Origin of the sequence: Bifidobacterium aesculapii (genome assembly GCF_001417815.1) — a bacterium.
Lineage (GTDB): Bacteria > Actinomycetota > Actinomycetes > Actinomycetales > Bifidobacteriaceae > Bifidobacterium > Bifidobacterium aesculapii.
On sequence record NZ_BCFK01000023.1, the window covers coordinates 1 to 19,607 of the forward strand.

Below are 19,607 nucleotides of genomic sequence, written 5' to 3' on the forward strand. Positions count from 1 at the left end.
GTGCGGCGTTGCGCCATGAGGGATTCGGGTACCGGGTCAAACGCGACAACGGCTGGGCCTCGGCCTCGCCCGTCGCCGACATGGACATGGCGGCGAAACTCGCGATGATGGAGACGCTGCGCGAGCGCGACGAGTCGCACATGGACGCGCAGGGCGCCGGTGCCGACGATGCGGGGCGTCTGGCCGCCAGGCTCGGGCGGGTGACCGTATCCACCGTGCACGCCTCCAAGGGTCTGGAGTTCAGGCACGTGTTCGTCATCGGGTGTTCCGAGGGGCTCATGCCCTACGGTTCGCCGCAGCCGGGGGACGAGCTGGAGGAGGAGCGTCGTCTCATGTACGTGGCGGTCACGCGCGCCGAGGACACACTTCACCTCTCCTACGCGCGTTCGAAGCAGGGGTACGGGTCGCAGCAGCGCAGGCTCAGCAGATTCCTGAGCTGAGCCTGCGCTGCGGTCAGCGGTTGTCGTCGTTATCGTCGTTGGAATCGGCGCCGCTGGCGCCCTCCTCGCCGAGGAGCTTCGAAAGCTCGGCGTCCCAATCGGTGCCGCCCGGGATCGTCGGGTCGCCGGCGGCGGAGGAGCCGGCGGCACCGGCGGACGAACCGTCGCCGGCGGCGTCCGCGCCGTTGCCGTCGTTCGCGTGCCCGCCGTCACCGGCGAGCACGGGCAGCAGATCGGGGTGCGACCATTTCGCGTCGCGCGCGTCCACGCCTTCGGAAGCGGTGAGCATCTCCCACAATCCGGCCGCCTCGCGCATGCGCTTCGGGCGCAGCTCCAATCCCAGCAGGCTCTCGAACGTGCGTTCCGCCGGGCCGCCGGTGGCGCGCTCGCGGCGCATCATCTCACGCAGCTGCTCGATATGCGGGATATGCGCCATGCCGGCGCGCCACACCACGCAATCCACCCATCCCTCGACCATGGCGAGCAGCGATTCGAGCGCGGCGAGCGCCTCCTGCTGCTCGGGCGTGTCCGGAATGCCCACCTTGGTGAGGTTGACGGCGCCGGAGATGGAGTCCGGGTCGAGCGCGCCGGCGTCTCGCAGCTGTTCCTCCATCGCATCCAGATCGATGCTGATGCCGCGCGCGTACTTGCCGATCAGCGCCTCGAAACGCGGCATCAGCCACGGCACGGCCGAGTAGAGGCGGGCGTGCGCGACCTCGCGCAGCGCCAGGAACGCCATGACCTCGTCCGCGGGAATGCGTTCGGTGCGGGCGAAATCACCGAGTATCCGCTCGGTGGACGGGTCGATGGACGGGTGCGAGGCGTCCTTGGGCGTGCTCGCCGGGGTGTCGCCGGCGGCCGACGTGAAGCCGATCGGATTGGACGTGGCTTCGGCCGCGCCTTGGGCGCCGTCGTCCGTCAGGTCGACACCGTCGCCGTTGAGCTGACGCGTGTACTCCTCGACGTTCTGCGCGACCAACGCGCCGGCCGGGTTGGACAGCAGCGCGATGCCCTGGTCGAAGCCGCCATGCACCTCGCGGCTGAGCGAGCCGGCCGCGTTGCCCAGCTGCATCGCGAACGACGTGTTGCCGAGCAACCTGACCAGCTGGCGGGGGTCCTTCATGCCGTCCGGGATGGGAATCGGCACCGGTCCGGCGAACATGCCGGCGATCTCGCCGTCGAACGAGTCGCCGAGACGCTCGGACAGCACGGAGGCGAGCGCCTCGCCCATCGAGGAGGCCACGGGTGCGGCGAATTTCGCCCACGCGTCGAGCGTGTCCTCCACCCAGCCGGCGCGGGTGAGCGCCTGCGGCTCGCCGGGCGCCGGGTCGAACGCGCACGCGGTGTCCAGCCACAGGTTCGCCTCGCTCATGGCCCGCCGCACCGCGGCGCCCTCCGCGGCCGTCACGCTTGTACGCGAGCCGGAGGCGTTCGCCTGCTGCAACGCCAGCGATTTGGCGAGCTTGACGTTGATGGGCCCCTCTTCGACGACCTGGTTCATGTCGCCCATCGTGTTGAGGCCTCCGGCGGTGAACGCCGCCATCATCTGCTGGACCTCGGCGGGGTTCGGCAATGTGCTCGGATCCTGGCTCATGAGCTGTTCGCGGATCGAATCGGGCAGCTGCGAGATCTGCCGCCATGCCATCTCGCCCTGCACCGGGCCGAAGCATTTGATCAGCCACTCGTGGATTGCGTTCTCATCCATATCGGATCCTCTTGTCTGGTCGCGTCTGGTCTTGCCCTCCATACTAGGGTGCCCCGCGCATGTTTCGCGTATAGCGTGCGCTGCTATGATGCGCGGTATGTCTTTCCTGCGCAACCTCCTCCCATATCTCGGCGTGACCGGCCGGGTCGAGCCGGACGGCTCCGAGCATGTCACGCGTTTCGGCCGTCTTCTGCGCTACTGCCGCGCCCGTTCGCCGCGATGGTTCGCCGGTGCCGCCGCCGTGGCGTTGTGCGCGGTGACGTTGTGCCTGCCGAGCGCGTATTCGACCGAATGGCCCGGGCCGACGCGCGACGTGCTCGGCACGGCGCCGACGGGCGGGGACGGCGAGGAGTCGGAGGTGATCGACGTGACGGGCGTCGAAACGCATAAGGACTCCGGCAAACTGCTGCTCGTCACGATCTCCGCCAACGGCGTGCCGGGCTATCCGGTCACCAATCTGGAGGTGGTGCGGGCGTGGTTCGACCCGCAATCGGTGGTCATGCCGCGCGAGGTGGTGGTGCCCGCGGGCCAGACAGGCGACGAATACCGCGAGGAGACCGCGAAGGAGATGACCTCTTCGCAGGACAACGCGGTGAAGGCGGCGAAACGGTTCCTCGACGGGCGGGGGGTGGATGTCTCCGGCATGAAGGCCAGCATGCATGTGGATGACATCGGCGGCCCCTCGGCCGGCATGATGTACGCGCTCGGCCTCATCGACAAGGTCACCCCGCAGCAGGAGACCGGCGGCGAGACCATCGCCGGCACCGGCACCATCGACGCCGAGGGGAAGGTGGGGCGCATCGGCGGCATCCGCCTGAAGATGATTGCCGCGCGTCGCGACGGCGCCGCATGGTTCCTCGCGCCGAAATCCAACTGCGACGAGGTCGTGGGGCATGTGCCCGACGGTCTGCGCGACGTGAGCGTCTCCACGCTCGACGAGGCGTACAAGGCCCTCGTCGCCATCGGCGAGGGGAAGGGGGAGTCGCTGCCGCGCTGCGCCGTGAAGTGACATGTCACGGCCGCGGCGCGGTCGGATCGCGCGTCTCACGTTTCACCGTTTGTTAACGCCGCTGTTCGTCGCGTATTGCTATTGTTGGGTCTCGTGAATCAAACCGCATCACAGAACGCTGAGGAATTTGGGTTTAGACCCGGCGACATCGTGCAGGAATGGCTGTGGGATGACGACGTAGACGATTCGGTCCGCGAGAAGATCGAGAATCTGACGGGGGAGGATCTCGTCGACGAGGATTACGCCTCCGCCGTGGACGGCGTGATTCTGTGGTGGCGCGACGGCGACGACGAGGACGAGCTGTCCGATACGATTGTCGACGCCTACGCGGTGCTCGGCGACGACGGTCCGCTGTGGGTGCTCACCCCCAAGCCCGGCAGGCAGGGCGCGGCGAGTTCCAGCACGGTGCAGTCCGCGGCGAAGACGGCGGGCATGAACGCCGCCACGCCGATCACCGTGAGCCCGGACTGGAACGGCATCCGTCTGCGCGCCTACGGCAAAGGACGCTGATGACGGCGACGGCCGGAGGAATGCATGATTCCTCCGGCCGTCGCCGTTTCGTGCTTGTGGGCGATGAGGGGCTCGAACCCCCGACATCCACCGTGTAAAGGTGGCGCTCTAGCCGACTGAGCTAATCGCCCGTCCAACACACCATAGCGTAGACCCCGCCCTAAACGGCAGTGCGTCTCAACAATCACGTAAGGTGACAGACAGTATCGTTCGTTCCTCTAGGAGGTTGATAGCCCATGGCGCAGCAATCCGAAGCCGGAATCCCCAGGGCAGGCAAGCGCAAGTGGGGCTACGACCCCGCCCAGGTGGACGCGTTTCTGGAGCGTGCGCACGCCCTGTACGACAGCGACGGCGCGCAGTTGACGCAGCGGGACATCCAGAACGTCTCCTTCGACCTGAGCCGCGGAGGCTATGAGATCGCCCAGGTGGACGCCGCGCTCACCCGTCTCGAACGCGCCGTCGTCGACAAGCAGACCGCGTGGGAGATCAGCCGCAACGGGCGCATCGCGTGGAAGGCGAAGACCGAGGAGCTCTACCGCGAGATCGTCAAGCACCTCGACCGCGCGGCCGGCGAGCGCTTCGGCTCCGGCAAGCCCCACACCCCTTCATACGACCGCAAGCAGGTCGACAAGCTCGCCGACCAGATCGCCGACAAGGCGGCCGCCGAACTCGGGATGGACGGCGTGTCGCGCAAGGACGTGCGCGATCTCGACAAGCTCGACGCCGAGGCCGTGGCGAATGCGGTGTTCACCCAGCGCAGGGGCAGGAAGGGGTATGACGAGCGTCAGGTCGACTACTTCCTCAACTCGTGCGTGGAGTTGCTCAGCCGCATCGAATCCTTCGACCGTGTCGGCGACTATGCCGCGGAGGAGCCGAACGCCGGTGCGGCGGACGCGCCCGCGTCCGCAGCGTCGCCCGACGGCGACGGCGTCGCGCCGCTGTTCTCCCCGGACGCCCAATACCGGCAGGGTCCCGTCGCCTCCGAACCTGATGGCGGGGAGGCGCCGGTCAGCTACGCGCCGGCGGCCGAGACCGCTCCCGCCGTCGCGCCGGCCGCGTCCGTGGATTCGCCGGTCGCGGGTGGAAGTGACGCCAGTTTCGACGCGTTGAGCCAGGCCGAGCAGAGCCTGTTCTCCGCGCCCACATCGGCCTCTCCGGTGCTCGCGCCGGCGGTGTCCGTGGCCCCTGTGACCGCGACGCCCGCCGCCCCCGTGACCGCGGTTCCCGCATCCATGCCGGCCGTGGCCCCGGCGGCCTCCGCGGTGAACGCGTACCAGCCGGCCGCACCGGCGGCCTCCTACCAGCCGACCGAGCCGATCGCCTACACGCCGTCCCCGGTGCCGTCGTCCGTGACGGTGTCGCCCGTTGCGGCCCCGGCCGTAACGCCGGCCGTATCGTCGGCCCATGAGGATGCTCCCGCGCGGACGGGATCGCTCGCGGCGCTCGCGCATATGGCCGAGGTCTCGCAGGAGATGCCCGCCATCGCCGTGCCGTCGTTCGTGCCGCAGATGCCGAAGCTCGACGTGCCCGCCGTCTCTGCGGAACCCTCCCGGCCGCTCGCCGCGCCCGGCGCGGTCGCGGCGGCATCCACCCCTGCGGCGGTCTCCTCTCCGGCTCCGGCCGCCACCCCCGTGGCGCCGGTTTCGGCCCCTGCGTCGCCCGCGGCCCCGACCGCGCCCACGCATACCACGAATCCCTTCTCGCTGCTGTCCACGGACGGCGGCGATCTGGAGATCCCCGACCTGTCGTTCCCGACCTTCGGCGACGATGATGGGAAGAAGCAACAGTGATACACAGCAGCACAGTCGTCATACTCGGTTCCACCGGTTCCATCGGCACGCAGGGTCTGGACGTCATCTCGCGCCACCCCGAGCGCTTCACCGTCGTCGGTCTTGCGGCCGGCGGCGCGCATATCGACCTGCTCGCCAGCCAGGCGGCGCGCTTCCGTGTGCCGCAGGTGGCGGTCTTCGACGCCTCCAAGGCGAAGGCGCTGCGTGAGGCGCTCGACGCCGCCGGCGCGAGGAACACGCAGATCCAGGCCGGTCCCGACGCGGTCATCGCGATGGCCGGTTCGGGGGCGAACGTCGTGCTCAACGGCATCACCGGATCCATCGGTCTGGAGCCGTCCATCGCCGCGTTGAAGGCCGGTTCGCAGCTCGCCCTCGCCAACAAGGAGTCCGTCGTCGCCGGCGGTCATCTGCTGTTCGGCGCGCAGACGCGCGAACAGCAGATCAATCCGGTCGATTCGGAGCATTCGGCGATCTGGCAGTCGCTGCGCTCCGGCACGCACGAGGAGGTCGCACGCCTCGTCGTCACCGCGTCCGGCGGCCCGTTCCGAGGGATGAAGCGCGCGCAGATGACCGGCATCACGCCCGAACAGGCGCTGCACCACCCCACGTGGAACATGGGGCCGGTCGTCACCATCAACTCGTCCACGCTGATGAACAAGGGCCTCGAGGTCATCGAGGCGTCCCGCCTGTTCGACATCCCGCCCGAACGCATCGCCGTGACCGTGCATCCGCAGTCCATCGTCCACTCCATGGTCGAGTTCGTGGACGGTGCCACCATCTGCCAGGCGTCGCCGCCCGACATGCGCCTGCCCATCGCGCTCGGCCTGTCCGCGCCCGCGCGCATGGGCGACGTGGCCGCCGCCTGCGACTGGACGACGGCCGCCACGTGGACGTTCGAGCCGCTCGACGACGAGGCGTTCCCCGCCGTCTCGCTCGCACGCCACTGCCTCGCTGCCTCCGAGAAGCATACGGCCGTGCTCAACGCGGCCAACGAGCAGGCCGTCCACGCGTTCCTCGACCACCGCCTGCCGTACCTCGGCATCGTCGACACGGTCAAGGCCGTGCTGGACGACATGGACGCCGAGCTGAGGGGGGCGCCGCTGTTCGAGGACGTGGAGGAAATGGAACAGCTCGAACTCGAGGCCCGCGCCAAGGCCGACGAGCTGATAGACAGGCAGTAGTCGCGTCCGATGCGCTCCCGGTGACCCAAGGTCGCCGGGAGCGCGCATGATGACGGTACCTCTCGAAGAATGGTGAGATCGTTGAGCATTGAAACCCCTGTGTCCAAACCGTTCCGCAAGACCGGCGACCCGGCCGTGCTGACCAGCGAGTCGCCGCTGCACCCGCGCCGCAAGTCGCGCCGCATCATGGTCGGTCCGGTGCCGGTCGGCGGGGGAGCGCCCATCTCCGTGCAGTCGATGACCAACACGCTCACCGCGGACGTGCCCGCCACGCTCCAGCAGATCGCCGAACTCACCGCCGCCGGCTGCGACATCGTGCGCGTGGCCGTGCCCAGTCAGGACGACGCCGACGCGCTGCCCGAGATCTGCCGCAAGTCGCCGATCCCCGTCATCGCCGACATCCACTTCCAGTCGAAGTACGTGTTCCAGGCGATCGACGCCGGCTGCGCGGCCGTGCGCGTCAACCCAGGCAACATCCGTAAGTTCGACCAGGTCGGCCCCGACATCTGCAAGGCCGCCACGGACGCGGGCATATCCCTGCGCATCGGCGTCAACGCCGGCTCGCTCGACAAGGAGCTGTACGCCAAGTACGGCGGCCCCACGCCGGAGGCGCTCGTCGCCTCCGCGCTGAAGGAGGCCCACATGTTCGAGGACGTCGGCTTCCACGACTTCAAGATCTCCGTCAAGCACCACGACGTGATCACGATGGTGCAGACCTACCGCCTGCTCGCCTCCAAGGGCGACTGGCCGCTGCACCTCGGCGTCACCGAGGCCGGCCCGCAATGGCAGGGCACCATCAAATCGTGCCTCGCGTTCGGCGCGCTGCTGGCTGAGGGCATCGGCGACACGATCCGCGTGTCCCTGTCCGCGCCGCCCGTCGAAGAGGTGAAGGTCGGCTGCAAGCTGCTCGAATACATGGGGTTGCGTCCGCGCAAGTTCGACATCATCTCCTGCCCGAGCTGCGGCCGCGCGCAGGTGGACGTCATCCAGCTCGCCTCCGCCGTCACCGAAGGCCTCAAGGACGTGACCGCCCCGATCCGCGTTGCCGTCATGGGCTGCATCGTCAACGGCCCGGGCGAGGCGCGCGAGGCGGACCTCGGCGTCGCCTCCGGCAACGGCAAGGGGCAGATCTTCATCAAGGGCAAGGTCATCAAGACCGTGCCCGAGGATCAGATCGTCACGACGCTGCTCGAGATCGCCGACGACATGGCCGCGAAGATGGAGGCCGAAGGCAAGGTCCCCGAAGGCTCCACCGGTCCGGTCGTCGTCCCGATCCAGCACCCCGGCCACTGATGCCCGCGCCGACCGCGCCGTGGAGCGGATGGCGCAGGCTGTCGGTCAGCCTGCCCATCTTCATCATCCTGATCGGACTGCTCGTCTCCGTATCCAATCTGACCACCGTCCCGTGGAACAACGAACCCACCGGACGCACCATCGCCACGCTCACCGACGACACGGCCATCACGTTCGACGCTTCAGGCGGCGGAACCGACGCCGCCGAAGGCGCGTACGAGGTCGAGGAGAGCGCCATGACCGTCACCGTGCGCCGCGACGGCACGCAGGTCGGCGCCGCGCGCGAGACGAAGGTCGACGCGGCCGCCGACGGCACGTGGAAGGTGCGCGGCTCCGGCGCGGACGAGACGCAGGACATCACGGTGCTCATCCGCCGCCCGGCGGGCGCGGCGGGCAAGCGCCCCGCCATCGTGTTCATGCACGGCGCCGGTTTCGGCACCGCCTACAACTCCTTCGGCGACATGGCCGCCGCGCTCGCCTCCGCCGGTTTCGTCACCGCCGTCATCGACAAGCCCGTCTGGTCCACCACCGACGTGTCGCGCGACTACCCGGCCTCCGCACGCGCCTACGACGCGGCCATCGACCTGCTGCGCGCGCGGGACGACGTGGATGCGGCGAACGTCGGCATCTACGCGACCAGCGAATCCACATGGATTTCCCAATACCTGCTCGCCGACGACCACGACATCGCCTTCCAGATACTGCTTTCGCCGATGGTGTTCACGCCCCGGCAGTCGCTCGGCTTCTTCATCTCGCAGGATTTCGCGCTCGTCGGCGCGAACGACGGCTACCAGTCCATCGTGCGGCGCGTGTTCAACGCCGACACGGCCCTGTTCGGTTTGGACAACTTCGACCTCGACCTGCCGCAATCCTCCGCATACTCGATTCCCACGCTCGTCGCCTACGGGTCGAAGGACGTGATGACCGCGCAGGTCGACGGCGTCCGACACATCCTCGCGCTCGCGCACGCCGCCGATAACTGGGACGTGACCGTACGCAGCTACCCGGTCGCCAACCATGTGCTGCGGCTCGGCGACGAGGCCGAAACCGGCACCCGATTCGCCGACGCCTACGTGGACGACGTGGTCGCATGGGCGGCCGGCACCGCGGCAGGCGCGACGCAGACCTCGGAACGGGTGGCCGGCGACACGATCTACCAGTCGATCGCCGTGCCCGACGACCTGAAGCCCCGCCGCGCGCTCACCATCTACGGCGTCCTGCTGCACATGGGGACCGTGCTGCTCCTGTTCGCCACGATCGTCGGCTGGCTGGCCGCGCTCGGCCGGCACGTGGCGTTCCGGCTCGCACGGCGCAACCGCGGCAAGGCCTACCCCGGACTGGGATTCCGCAACGGGTTCGGCAATACGCTCATCACCCTGGCCATCACCACGATGGCCACATTGCTCCTGTTCGCCGCAGGACTCGGGCAGGTCGTCATGGCGGTCGTGCGCCTCGCCTGGGGCGCCGCGCCCGCCGAGGAGCCCGGTATGATCTGGTGGAGCTGGCCGGTCATCGAAATCGTGTGCACGCTCGTCGTCTGGGCATGGTCGCGCGTGTTCGCACGCCTCATCGAAGTCGCCTCCGAACGCGGCGTGCTGCAGTGGCCGCCCCGGCACGACGCCATCCACGGCATCGTCACCGGACGCGAACCGGTGCTCGCCTCCACGCGTTTCGGACGTGTGCTGTTCTGGCTCACTGCGGCCGCCATGCTGCACGTGCTGTTCTTCTTCGCGTTCTGGGGACTGTTCGTATACTGAATCCTGCAGGCCGGCGGCGGACCAGCCGGCAACACCACCAGGGAGGTGCATGATATGCCCTTGTACCGCGACGAAGGCGTGGTGCTGCGCACCGCGAAACTCGGCGAGGCCGACCGCATCATCACCCTGCTCACCCTGGGCCACGGCAAGATACGCGCCGTCGCCAAAGGCGTGCGCCGCACCAAATCACGCTTCGGCGCGCGACTCGAACCGTTCATGCGCGCCGACCTGCTCGTGGCGCAGGGGCGCTCCCTCGACGTCGTCTCGCAGGCGGAATCCGTCGCCGCCTACGCGGAACCGATTTGCGCCGACTACGAGGCGTACACGGCGGCCAACGTCATCGTCGAAACCGCGGACAAGCTCGTCGGACCCGAGGAAAGCCGCGTCGCCGGGCAGTACCGGCTGCTCATCGGCGCGCTCAACGCGCTCGCCAAGCACGCGCACGCGCCGGACCATATCAGCGCCTCCTACGTGATGCGCGCACTCGCGCTCGCCGGTTGGGCGCCGCGCCTGCACGCGTGCGTCGTCTGCGGGCAGCGGTGTTTCACGGATGGTTTCACGGGTGCGGCCGGTGGTGGCAGCAACGGTCGCAGTGGTGATGTGGGAACGGCCGAATTCCAATCGGCGCAACGTTTCACGCAACGTTTCACGCCGCAGCCAGTCGTGCCGCAGCCGGCACCCGCCTTCGCCAATGGGATGTACCTGTCCGTCCCGTCGGGCGGCCTCATGTGCGCGAACGACCACACGCCCGAGGCGACGCGCATCACTGCGGCGGAGCTCGTGCAGCTCAGGGCGCTCACGGACGGCGACTGGCGGACGCTCGACGGGAACGGGCTCCTGCCCCAGACGGCGCACCTCGTGGAGGATTGGGCCGAGTACTATCTCGAACGCCCGCTACGTTCCATGCGGCTGCTAGATTGACAACCATGGCTTTCGAAAACGTCGACTACACCTCGCTGGACATTCCCGCGGCCCCCTTCTCCGACCCCTCGCGCATCCCGGACTTCCCCAAGGGCAAAGTGCCCCGCCACGTGGGCGTCATCATGGACGGCAACGGCCGTTGGGCCAAGGAGCGCGGCATGATCCGCACGAACGGTCATCAGGCCGCCGAACCGGTCGTGTTCGACACCATCGCCGGCGCGATCGAGGCGGGCGTGCGCTATCTGAGCCTGTACACGTTCTCCACGGAGAATTGGAAGCGCAGCCCGCAGGAGGTGCGCTTCCTCATGGGCTTCTCGCGTGAGATCATCCACCGCCGCGTCGCGCAGATGGACGAGTGGGGCGTGCGCGTGCGCTGGTCGGGCCGACGCCCGAAGCTGTGGAAGTCCGTGATCGACGAGCTCGAGGTCGCGCAGGAGCGCACGAAGCACAACAAGGTCATCGACGTGGTGTTCTGCATCAACTACGGCGGCCGCGCCGAGATCGCCGACGCCTGCGCCGCCATCGCGCGCGACGTGCGCGACGGCAGAATCAGCGGCGACCGCGTCACCGAGAAGATGATCGCCGACCACCTCTACCTGCCCGACGTGCCCGACTGCGATCTGGTGATCCGCACGTCCGGCGAGCAGCGCACGAGCAACTTCCTGCCGTGGCAGGCCGCCTACGCCGAGCTCGACTTCGTGCCCGAACTCTTCCCCGACTGCGGCCGCGAGGTGCTCTGGCGTTCCATCGACCACTACATCCACCGCGACCGCCGCTTCGGCGGCGTCACGAAGTAGCCGCTGTGGACAGATAGCCTGGCTGCATCCGGGCGCAGCCGGCTATGCGGCGCAGAGCGCGGCGAGACGGTCCGTGAACTCGCCCACGAAACGGGCGGCGTCCACGCCGAGCGCCACGTGCACGCGCGGCGCGGACGGCGTGACGAGGCCGGCAGGGTCGCCGGTGGTGCGGCCGCGCACGCCGGCGAAGTCGCCGGTAGCGGTCTCCGCGCGCAACGCGACATCGAAACAGGAGACGAGCGACGAGTCGAGCGCGACCGCCGCCGCCAACGGGTCGTGCAGCGGCATGCCGCCGGCGAAGATCACAGGGTCGGCCGCGAGGTTCGCCTTGATGGAGAAATCGGCGAGCCTCGCGAGGAACCGTCCTCGCGCCGTGCCGGCCGCACGCCACCGGTCGGCGGCCGAACACGGCAGCAGGCACTGGTGCGTCACGTCGAGACCCACCATCGTCACGTCCGCGCCGGAATGGAACACGCGGTCCGCCGCCTCCGGATCCTGGATGACGTTCGTTTCCGCGACCGCGTCCCAGCAGTTGCCGGGCTGGGTGAGCGCGCCGCCCATCATCACGAGCCGCAGATCCGGTGCGATGCCTGGCGCGTGCGTGATCGCCGCGTCCACGTCGGTGAGCGGACCGGTGGCGAGTACGGTCACGTCGCGGCCGTACTCGCGCACCGCGTCGACGAGAAAGGCGATACCCGCGTCCGGCGACGCCGACGTGTCCGCGGACTCGAGGATTCGCTCGTGCCCGTATGCCGGGTTCGCGTGCCGGTCGCCGAGCGGATACCCGCCGACGGAGACGGTGCCGGCATCGTCTCCGTCGACGGTGCCGGCGGTATCGGCGTGCGTATCGCCGCTGTCCGTCGTGGTGCCGCGCGCGATGCCGTCGTGAGCGATGAGACCGTCCGCGACGGCGCCGCCCAACCCGTCCGGACCATGGAACTGCGCGCATCCGGCGTCGGGAATGAACATGTCCGCCCACGAGGGGTGCCTCGACGAACGGAACACCGGGATGTCGGGCCGTCCGAACAGGTCGAGCACGAGGCGCGTGTTGCGTTCGGCCGTGGGCGCGTCCACGTTGCCGTATCCGGCGAGCACGCCGAGCAGCTCGCATTCGTGCGGCGAGGCAAGCAGATACGCCAGCGCCATCGCGTCGTCGACGCCGGTGTCGACGCAGGCGACGATGCGGGTGGGGGAGTGGGGCATGGCATGTCTCCTTTCGTTGTTCGGTGCCGTGACGACAAAGCGCCCGCGAACGGGCGCTTTGCTGCTCAGTATGTTCCCGGATCGCGGGGACTACTTGCCGAGGAACTCGTTCGTGGCGAAGTCCTTGGTGTTCGGGGCCTCGTGGATCACCTTGTCATGGGAGTCGGTGTAGGCGTCCTCCTCGGCCAGGAAGTCGAAGTACTTCTGCGGCTCGACGAAATCGTTGGTGCCGAGCACGAAGGAGCCGTCCTTGATCTTGGCCGGGTCGCCCCAGTACTGGCCGTCGACGATGGTCTTCATGCTCTTCTTGACGAAGTCGACCTTGAGGTTCGCCTCCGGGGCCTCGTCCACGAGGATCTGCGCCGCGTCGTCCGGGTGCGAGTAGGCGTACTCGTAGCCCTTCTGCGTGGCCTGCGTGAACTTCTTGACCAGGTCCGGGTTCTCCTTGATGGTCTTGTCGCTGGTGATCACGCCGATGGCGTCCGCGTTGCCGGGCACGCCGTAGTCCGGCTCGGTGAAGCAGTTGAGCTTCGGGCCGTACATCTCGGCCTGCACGCCCTCCCAGGTGGCGTAGAAGCCGCCGAAATCGGCCTTGCCGGATTCGAGCGTCTTGAACGTGGAGGTGCCGACGGTCACCTTGTCGAACTCGCCCTTGCCGCCGTCGGTCTGGATCATGCGGCGCACCACCGCGTCGGACTCGTTCGAGCCGAACGTGGCGAACGTCTTGCCGTCGAGATCCTTCGGGGACTTGACGGCGGTGTTCGAGGCGAGCGCGCACCAGATGGCGCTCGGCTTCTGCTGGACCTGCAGCACCTGCTTGAGGTGCGCGCCCTTCAGGTTGTACATGCCCACGTTGGTGAGGTTCGACAGCGCGAAGTCGGCGTTGCCGTTGTTCACGGCCTGCTCGGCGCCGGCCTGCGCGACCGCCACGATGTCGACGTCGAGGCCCTGGTCCTTGAACCAGCCCTTGTTCTTGGCGACGTAGACGCCGATGTGGTTCGTGTCCGGCGCCCAGGACAGCATGAACGTGACCTTCTTGAGGCCGTCCGAGGAGGAAGAGGAATCGTTGCTCTGGCCGCACGCGGCGAGGCCGATCGTCATGGCGATGGCGCCCACGAGGGCGATGGCCTTGGTCACAAGGCTGTGCTTCATGATGAATCCCTAGTTCGTTGTCTCTCGACCGTTCTCTGGGTGTTGCTCCGGGCGGACGATCGGCAGAGAACGGCATGGAGGGCCTGACAGTCCGCCCGACCGGCGCCCCGGCATACCCTCCCATGCTGAAGCGAAAAGGGAGAGGGATGCCGTTTGCCACACGCCGGACAAGCGGTTGCCATTATAGAGGCACGGGGATACGTGCCTCGCTTGAGCGACGTGACTTACTGGTCCGCGTCGGGGTCGGCGTCGTCGCCGACCGGGCCGAGCAGCAACCGTTCGCTCAGGTTCACGGCGATGAGCAGCAGGCACGTCATCGCGATGATGGTGAACGTGGCGGAGAAGATGAGCGGCGTGCGGAACGAGTTGTACGCGGCCTGCAGCCAGATGCCGAGGCCCTTGCGCGCGCCGAGGTATTCGGCGGTGGACGCGGTGGCGAAGATGTAGGCGGCGGTCACGCGGATGCCGCCGTAGATCTGGCGTGCGGCGACCCTGAGCTTGACGTGCCACAGCGTCCACCAGCGGGTCGCGCCGCAGGTCAGCGCCACGTCGGAATAGAATTCGGGCACCGCCTCGAGCCCGCGCACCGTCTGTACGGCCACGGGGAACAGTCCGAACACGGCGGTGATGACGATCTTGCCGGACGTCTCGAATCCGAACCAGATGAGGAACAGCGGGGCGATGGAGATGAGCGGCATCGTCTGCGCGGCGGCGAGCAGCGGGTAGAACGCCGCGTTGAACACGCGCGAGCAGTACAGGCCGATGCCGATGAGGATGCCGAGCAGCACCGCGAAGAGGAATCCGACCACGCCCTCGTAGGTGGTGACGGCCGCCGCCGGGCCCAATGTGGGCCACACCTCGACGGTCGCCTGCGCGATCTCGCTCGGCGCGGGGATCATCGTGGACGGCACGTGGCCGATGCGCACCCACGCCTCCCAGACGCCGAACAGCGCGACGACGGCGATGATGGTGGGGACGCGGCGTCTGATGCGCTCGAGGACGGACATGGTCACCTTGCCTTCTTTCCCGGTGCCGGGGCGTGGAGCAGTAAGGTGAGGAGCCTGCGCGCCGACCGGCATATACGAACAACCGCGTCACAGTATAGTGACGCGGTTGGTCTTGGGGGAGGAAGAAAAGGATTCTCGAGAGAACCTGACGTTGGGGTGGTGGGTGACGGTTTTTCTCGGAAGTCACGGTTTTCCCGAGAGCGGCCCGACGCAACTAGACACGTTTCACCGCCTTGCGCAGCAGCCATGCGCTGATCGCGGCGACGGCGACGCCGACCGGAATCACGTAGGCGGCGAATCTCACCCCGTACAGCATCCATGTGGTCGGTATGACGGCGTACAGGATCGGTGAGCCATCGAACATGCCGGAGCTGACTGTAAGTCCGGCGATAATGAAGAAACCGACGACGCTCCAAACGGCAACGGGATCGATCCAGAGCCGTAACACGAAGCACGCCGGAGCAAGAACGGCGGCGGTGAATGCAAGCATCAGAACGGTATGCAACGAAAGCGGCCGCCCATTGACGACGAATCCGATGACAAGCCCGTACAGCAGGGTCAGACAGACGTTGACCGCGACGCCAAGCGCCAGCGACTTCAAGGTAAAACGAAGCAGGAGCCGATTGTGGATGCTGAAGGAACGATACGAGCAGGGCACCCTAGCATGGGAGAAAACAAGGCCAGCCGAGGCTATGGGAAGCGCCATCGCCATCGCAGTCTGCGCCACCGCACCCGTGTTCCCGTAACGCAGAAAGATCAGCGGAAGAACAAGCACGGCCATGAAGGCGAGCGTCGACCAGCGGATCAACGCCACGTATCCAATACGCAACAGGGATTTCATTTCTTTTCCGCTCCTTTGCAACGGAACCAGCTCAGCAGAGCATAGGCAGCCAAGAGCACCACAATCGGGACGACGACCATCACAGGACCGACGGGCGGCGGACTCGCCGCTTCCGCCGTCGACATCACGGTGCCGTTCAGGTTCAATCCGACGGCCCGCAGGGCATTGGCGACGTAGGGCGTCGCATAGTCGGGAAGGTCACCCGGCAACAGGATCCACACATAGAAGAGGACACCTGAGATGATCCCGGTGGCCGTGGGATTGACGGCGATCTCGATGATTGAGTAGACCAGGGCAATCAACAGGCTTTGCAATACGACGTAACACAGGACCACACCCAGATGCGGGGTCATTGCGGCGCCCGTCAGGATCATGATGGCGTCGAAGCCCAGAACGCTCAGCAGGTTCACGGCGGTCAGAACCAGCACCCGGAATATGGCTCTGAGGGAGCATGGTTTCCATGCGAAATACATCCGTGGGGGCAAGCCTCCGTAGTGCGCTTTCGAGACCCTGTCATCGCACATAAAGAGCAGCGCGAGACAGATCAGCGGCTGGGTGCCGGTGAAGAGGAAGCTGTACCCTCCAGTGATCGGGGTTCCGTTCGCCTCGCTCGAGATCCACGCGCCCATCAGAAGGGACGCTACGGACCCGAGCACCGCGGCGAGGAAATACCATGCGCTCCAGTAATACATGACCAGTGCGCGGACAGGGGAAACGGCGTTCACGACCTTACCTCCCGTTATACAGATCCGCGAGGTTCACCCCGGTCAGATCCGCGATCTGCTCGGCCCGACCATGACGAATCAGAATGCACTCGTCCGGGACTCCCTGAATCTCATGGAGTAGATGCGTGGAAATCACCACGCAGTTGCCCTTGTCCCGATAGGCGCGCAGCGTTTCGGACAAGGAAGCTATGCCATCGGGATCCAAGCCGTTCTGCGGCTCGTCAAGGAACAGGAACCTCGGACGCGGAAGCAAGGCAAGACACAGCTCCAGACGCTCCTTCATGCCCGTTGAATAGTCCTTCGCCTTCCGCCCATGCGCCGCGCGGGCGATGCCCACGCCGCTCAACGCCGATTCCGGATCCACATCCAAGCCCCAGAACGCGGAGGCCACCTGGACGTTTTGCCGACCACTCAGGTAGGGGAAGTAGCTCGGGTGGTCTATCGCCGCAGTCATCTCATCGATACTCGTCCGGGTGTAGGTGACGCTCCCACTCACGGGCTTTATCCGCCCGAGCAGTGTCTTCATCAACGTGGTCTTGCCCGCGCCGTTCGCTCCAAGCAGACAGATGATCCTGCCTGTTCTTAGCTGTAGATTGATGTCGCTGACGATCGGGGAACCCTTATACCCGATCGAGAGATTGGTCGCCGATATAGATGGCATAGTTCACCTTCCGCATAACTCGGACTTGATGTGACCCGGTTGTGTTCACGGTACGGGATTGTGTCACCGATGAGGATCTGCGACCATCATCCGTGGGAACGAAAGCCGTCTCGACGACGAGACCGGATTCAGCCCTACGGACGATGGCCGAGGCGTCCTCCTTTTTCTAAATATGGAATCACCATCCGGGCAACGGACCCGGTTGCTGGATCGTTTCCGTCCAAAAGCGTCTGCATTCGTCGGGGTATGTCGGGGCCCATGCCCGTCGGTGGGGATTGTTTCTCCCTCAACTCCGGCGGGCTGACTTTCCGGGTTGGGGAAGGAACCCGGCCTGCGGGGCCGATGGGGCATGTTCGGCGCGATATCGCCGAAACCGCTGTTTTCCAACGATTGCGCGTGATCCTTGTCTGGCGGGAATTCCTCCCTCAACCCCGAAACCGCCCCTTGCGCGGTTGGGGGAGGAGGCTTTTCCGCACCCAATCCGATGAAACCGGTTGCCCTCAGTCGAGGGAGGAGGGAACGGCGGATCGGTGGGGAATGAGAGCCGAGCCCGTCCGCTTGGAACCGATCTCCCAATGTCGAGGAACCGGATGATTCGCCCTCGATCCGTTGAGGCCGATCTCTCTCGGCCAAGGAAACGTTCCCACTCCACACAGGCCACGAATACCCGCCTGGACCCGACGTGTGGAGCACCGGCGCTCCACACGAGCGTCAGGTCTTGACGTGTGGAGCAGCGCTGCGCCACGCAAGACCCGCAGGACATTCGCCGAGGGGCGTGTGGAGCAATACCGCTCCACACCAACCGGCGAAGCCCCCTTTTATTGACAGAGGAGTAAGAGAGGCGCGCGGGAGGGAGCCTGCGCGCCGACCGGCATATACGAACAACCGCGTCACAGTATAGTGACGCGGTTGGTCTTGGAAAGTCCGTCTTGGGGAGTCAGACTACTCCAGTCCGATGGACTTGAGGTGGTGCAGCTTCAGGGCCGTGACCTTCAGCGAGCCGGATTCGGCGGCGAGCCTGATCGCGTGCGGACCCTCGGCGGCGTAGGAGTAGGAGCTCAGGACCTGGTGGCCGCCGTTGACGTACACTTCGACGGAGCCACGGTCGACGAACACGCGCAGATCCAGCGTGCCGGCGGCGAGCTCGGCCTCGGTCAGCGGCGCGGCGCGGTAGCCCTTGTCGCCGTACTTGTTGGCCTGACGGTCCACGACCACGCGGCCGATCTGATCGTCGTACGCCACGTAGGTGTAGGAGCCGTCCTCGGTGGCGTGGATCTTGAGGCCCGCGCGCTCGGCCGTGGAGGCGGTCAGGTCGATGGCCATCTCGATCTCCACCGCCTCGGCGTCGTCCGCGATGACCTGCTCGCCGGCGATGTCGAGCGCGATCGGGCCGAGGTCGGTCGTGTCCTCGCGCAGTCCTTCGATTTCGGCGACCGGCGCGGTGACGACGTCGCCGTCCTCGCCGAGCGTGATCTCACGCGGCAGGGTGAGCTGGCCGCACCAGCCGTCCTCCTGCATCGGGATCGGCTCGACGAACGGGCTCAGCCAGCCGTAGACGATCTGGCGCCCGTCGCCGCCGTGCTCCGGGCCGTCCACGTGGAACGACTGCGGCGCGTAGTAGTTGTGGCCGCAATCCCACAGGCGGAATTCGGTCTCCGGCTTGAACTCCCCGCCCGGCTCCCACGTGCCGATCATGTAGCCGGCGTTGTTCACGTTGCGGTTCATGAAGCCCTTCGGCTTGGAGCCCATCGCGGAGAAGCCGATGACCCACTTCTCGTTGCCGTCCTTGTCATGGATGGGGAAGAAGTCGGGGCATTCGAGCATGAACACGTCCGGGTCCGGGTGTTCGAAGAGCACGCGCTCGTAGGTCCAGCGGACCATGTCGTCGGAGGAGAACAGCCACATCTGGCCGCGCTTCTCGGCGGAGGAGACGCCGAAGGTCATGTACCACTTGTCGCCGGTCTTCCACACCTTCGGATCGCGGTAGTGGTGGTCCACGCGGTCGGTCGGGCAGTCGATGATCATGCCCTGCTTGGTGGCGGAGGTGAGCTCGTCGTCGTCCGGGGTGGCGAGCATCTGCACCTGCCAGTCGCCGCCGGTGTTGTCCACGCCGTTGGCCCAACGGTGGCCGGTGTAGTAGAACTTCAGCTCGCCATTGTCATCGATGACGGCGGAACCGGAGAACACGCCGTCCTTCTCCTGCTCGAGCGAGGGGGCGAACATGATCGGCTCGCGCTTCCAGTTGACCATGTCCACCGAGGAGACGTGGCCCCAGTGCATCGGACCCCACTGGGTGCCGTACGGGTGCAGCTGGTAGAAGACGTGCCAGCGGCCCTTGTAATAGCACAGGCCGTTCGGGTCGTTGATCCAGCCGCCGTCGGAGGCGATGTGGAACTTCGGGTACCAGCGGTCGTTGCGCTTCGCGGCGAGTCCGGCGACGCCGGCCTCGGCCTTGGCGAGCTCCTCGGCGTGGTCGCGGATCGGGGTGAGGACGGGGGCGGCGGGGGTGAAATCGATGTTGTCGGTCATGGCACTTCCTTGTGGTCGATGGGTGGAACGGTGGTTGTGGGGGGGGGAGGGAGATGGACGGCGGGGGAAGGGGGCCCCGCCGCCCA

General features: G+C 66.9%; 16 protein-coding genes, 1 tRNA gene and 1 pseudogene. 9 read left to right on the forward strand and 9 right to left on the reverse strand.

Going from position 1 to position 19,607, the window contains the following annotated elements; all coding sequences use genetic code 11:
* Positions 1-440, forward strand: a 440-nt coding sequence (locus BFAL_RS02770) for a 3'-5' exonuclease (protein ID WP_160319021.1), incomplete at its 5' end; no start/stop codon positions are given.
* A 13-nt stretch (positions 441-453) separates the two neighbouring features.
* Here BFAL_RS02770 and BFAL_RS02775 read toward each other — a convergent pair.
* Positions 454-2,145 (reverse strand): zinc-dependent metalloprotease, encoded by a 1,692-nt coding sequence (locus tag BFAL_RS02775; RefSeq protein WP_055426914.1) that lies wholly within the window; start codon positions 2,143-2,145, stop codon positions 454-456.
* Between the two features lie 97 nt (positions 2,146-2,242).
* Here BFAL_RS02775 and BFAL_RS02780 point away from each other — a divergent pair, with 97 nt between their 5' ends.
* Both BFAL_RS02780 and BFAL_RS02785 read left to right on the forward strand, forming a co-directional pair.
* Positions 2,243-3,154, forward strand: coding sequence for a YlbL family protein (locus BFAL_RS02780; protein ID WP_082440315.1), 912 nt, complete (start codon positions 2,243-2,245; stop codon positions 3,152-3,154).
* A gap of 93 nt (positions 3,155-3,247) precedes the next feature.
* Positions 3,248-3,664, forward strand: coding sequence for a DUF3052 domain-containing protein (locus BFAL_RS02785; RefSeq protein WP_055426984.1), 417 nt, complete (start codon positions 3,248-3,250; stop codon positions 3,662-3,664).
* A 57-nt stretch (positions 3,665-3,721) separates the two neighbouring features.
* On the opposite strand, the gene BFAL_RS02790 is transcribed toward BFAL_RS02785, so the two are convergent.
* Positions 3,722-3,795 (reverse strand) — tRNA-Val (locus BFAL_RS02790).
* 105 nt (positions 3,796-3,900) lie between these two features.
* On the opposite strand from BFAL_RS02790, the gene BFAL_RS02795 reads away from it, so the two are divergent.
* The 6 genes and pseudogenes from BFAL_RS02795 to BFAL_RS02820 all read left to right on the forward strand — a co-directional run bounded on the left by BFAL_RS02795 (position 3,901) and on the right by BFAL_RS02820 (position 11,403).
* Positions 3,901-5,454, forward strand: coding sequence for a DivIVA domain-containing protein (locus BFAL_RS02795; protein ID WP_055426915.1), 1,554 nt, complete (start codon positions 3,901-3,903; stop codon positions 5,452-5,454).
* Positions 5,454-6,635, forward strand: coding sequence for a 1-deoxy-D-xylulose-5-phosphate reductoisomerase (dxr, locus tag BFAL_RS02800; RefSeq protein ID WP_055426985.1), 1,182 nt, complete (start codon positions 5,454-5,456; stop codon positions 6,633-6,635). The genes BFAL_RS02795 and dxr overlap by 1 nt, the downstream gene beginning before the upstream one ends.
* A gap of 69 nt (positions 6,636-6,704) precedes the next feature.
* On the forward strand, positions 6,705-7,928 hold the full coding sequence (ispG, locus tag BFAL_RS02805) for a flavodoxin-dependent (E)-4-hydroxy-3-methylbut-2-enyl-diphosphate synthase (RefSeq protein WP_055426916.1): 1,224 nt from the start codon (positions 6,705-6,707) through the stop codon (positions 7,926-7,928).
* The gene (locus tag BFAL_RS02810) at positions 7,928-9,685 is read left to right on the forward strand and encodes an alpha/beta hydrolase family protein (protein ID WP_055426917.1); all 1,758 of its coding nucleotides are present in this window, start codon (positions 7,928-7,930) and stop codon (positions 9,683-9,685) included. Before ispG ends, BFAL_RS02810 begins: the two co-directional genes overlap by 1 nt.
* A 54-nt stretch (positions 9,686-9,739) precedes the next feature.
* Positions 9,740-10,222: pseudogene (gene recO, locus BFAL_RS11845) on the forward strand (DNA repair protein RecO); the annotation flags it as partial.
* A 389-nt stretch (positions 10,223-10,611) separates the two neighbouring features.
* A complete protein-coding gene (locus BFAL_RS02820) occupies positions 10,612-11,403 on the forward strand; it encodes an isoprenyl transferase (protein ID WP_055426919.1) in 792 nt (263 codons plus the stop codon).
* Between the two features lie 42 nt (positions 11,404-11,445).
* On the opposite strand, the gene BFAL_RS02825 is transcribed toward BFAL_RS02820, so the two are convergent.
* From BFAL_RS02825 to BFAL_RS02855, 7 genes are all read right to left on the reverse strand, one after another.
* Positions 11,446-12,606 (reverse strand): nucleoside hydrolase, encoded by a 1,161-nt coding sequence (locus BFAL_RS02825; protein WP_055426920.1) that lies wholly within the window; start codon positions 12,604-12,606, stop codon positions 11,446-11,448.
* A 90-nt stretch (positions 12,607-12,696) separates the two neighbouring features.
* Positions 12,697-13,758 (reverse strand): ABC transporter substrate-binding protein, encoded by a 1,062-nt coding sequence (locus BFAL_RS02830; RefSeq protein WP_055426921.1) that lies wholly within the window; start codon positions 13,756-13,758, stop codon positions 12,697-12,699.
* Between the two features lie 224 nt (positions 13,759-13,982).
* Positions 13,983-14,765, reverse strand: a complete 783-nt coding sequence (locus BFAL_RS02835) for an ABC transporter permease (protein ID WP_055426922.1) — start codon at positions 14,763-14,765, stop codon at positions 13,983-13,985.
* A gap of 214 nt (positions 14,766-14,979) precedes the next feature.
* Positions 14,980-15,606, reverse strand: coding sequence for a hypothetical protein (locus BFAL_RS02840; RefSeq protein ID WP_055426923.1), 627 nt, complete (start codon positions 15,604-15,606; stop codon positions 14,980-14,982).
* Positions 15,603-16,331: a hypothetical protein gene (locus tag BFAL_RS02845; protein WP_055426924.1), complete on the reverse strand. Its 729-nt coding sequence runs from the start codon at positions 16,329-16,331 to the stop codon at positions 15,603-15,605. Before BFAL_RS02845 ends, BFAL_RS02840 begins: the two co-directional genes overlap by 4 nt.
* Positions 16,332-16,335: 4 nt before the next feature.
* Positions 16,336-16,992: an ABC transporter ATP-binding protein gene (locus BFAL_RS02850; protein WP_055426925.1), complete on the reverse strand. Its 657-nt coding sequence runs from the start codon at positions 16,990-16,992 to the stop codon at positions 16,336-16,338.
* A gap of 942 nt (positions 16,993-17,934) precedes the next feature.
* Entirely contained in the window at positions 17,935-19,521 is a 1,587-nt protein-coding gene (locus BFAL_RS02855; RefSeq protein ID WP_055426926.1) for a glycoside hydrolase family 32 protein, read from the reverse strand.
* Positions 19,522-19,607: the final 86 nt, after the last annotated feature.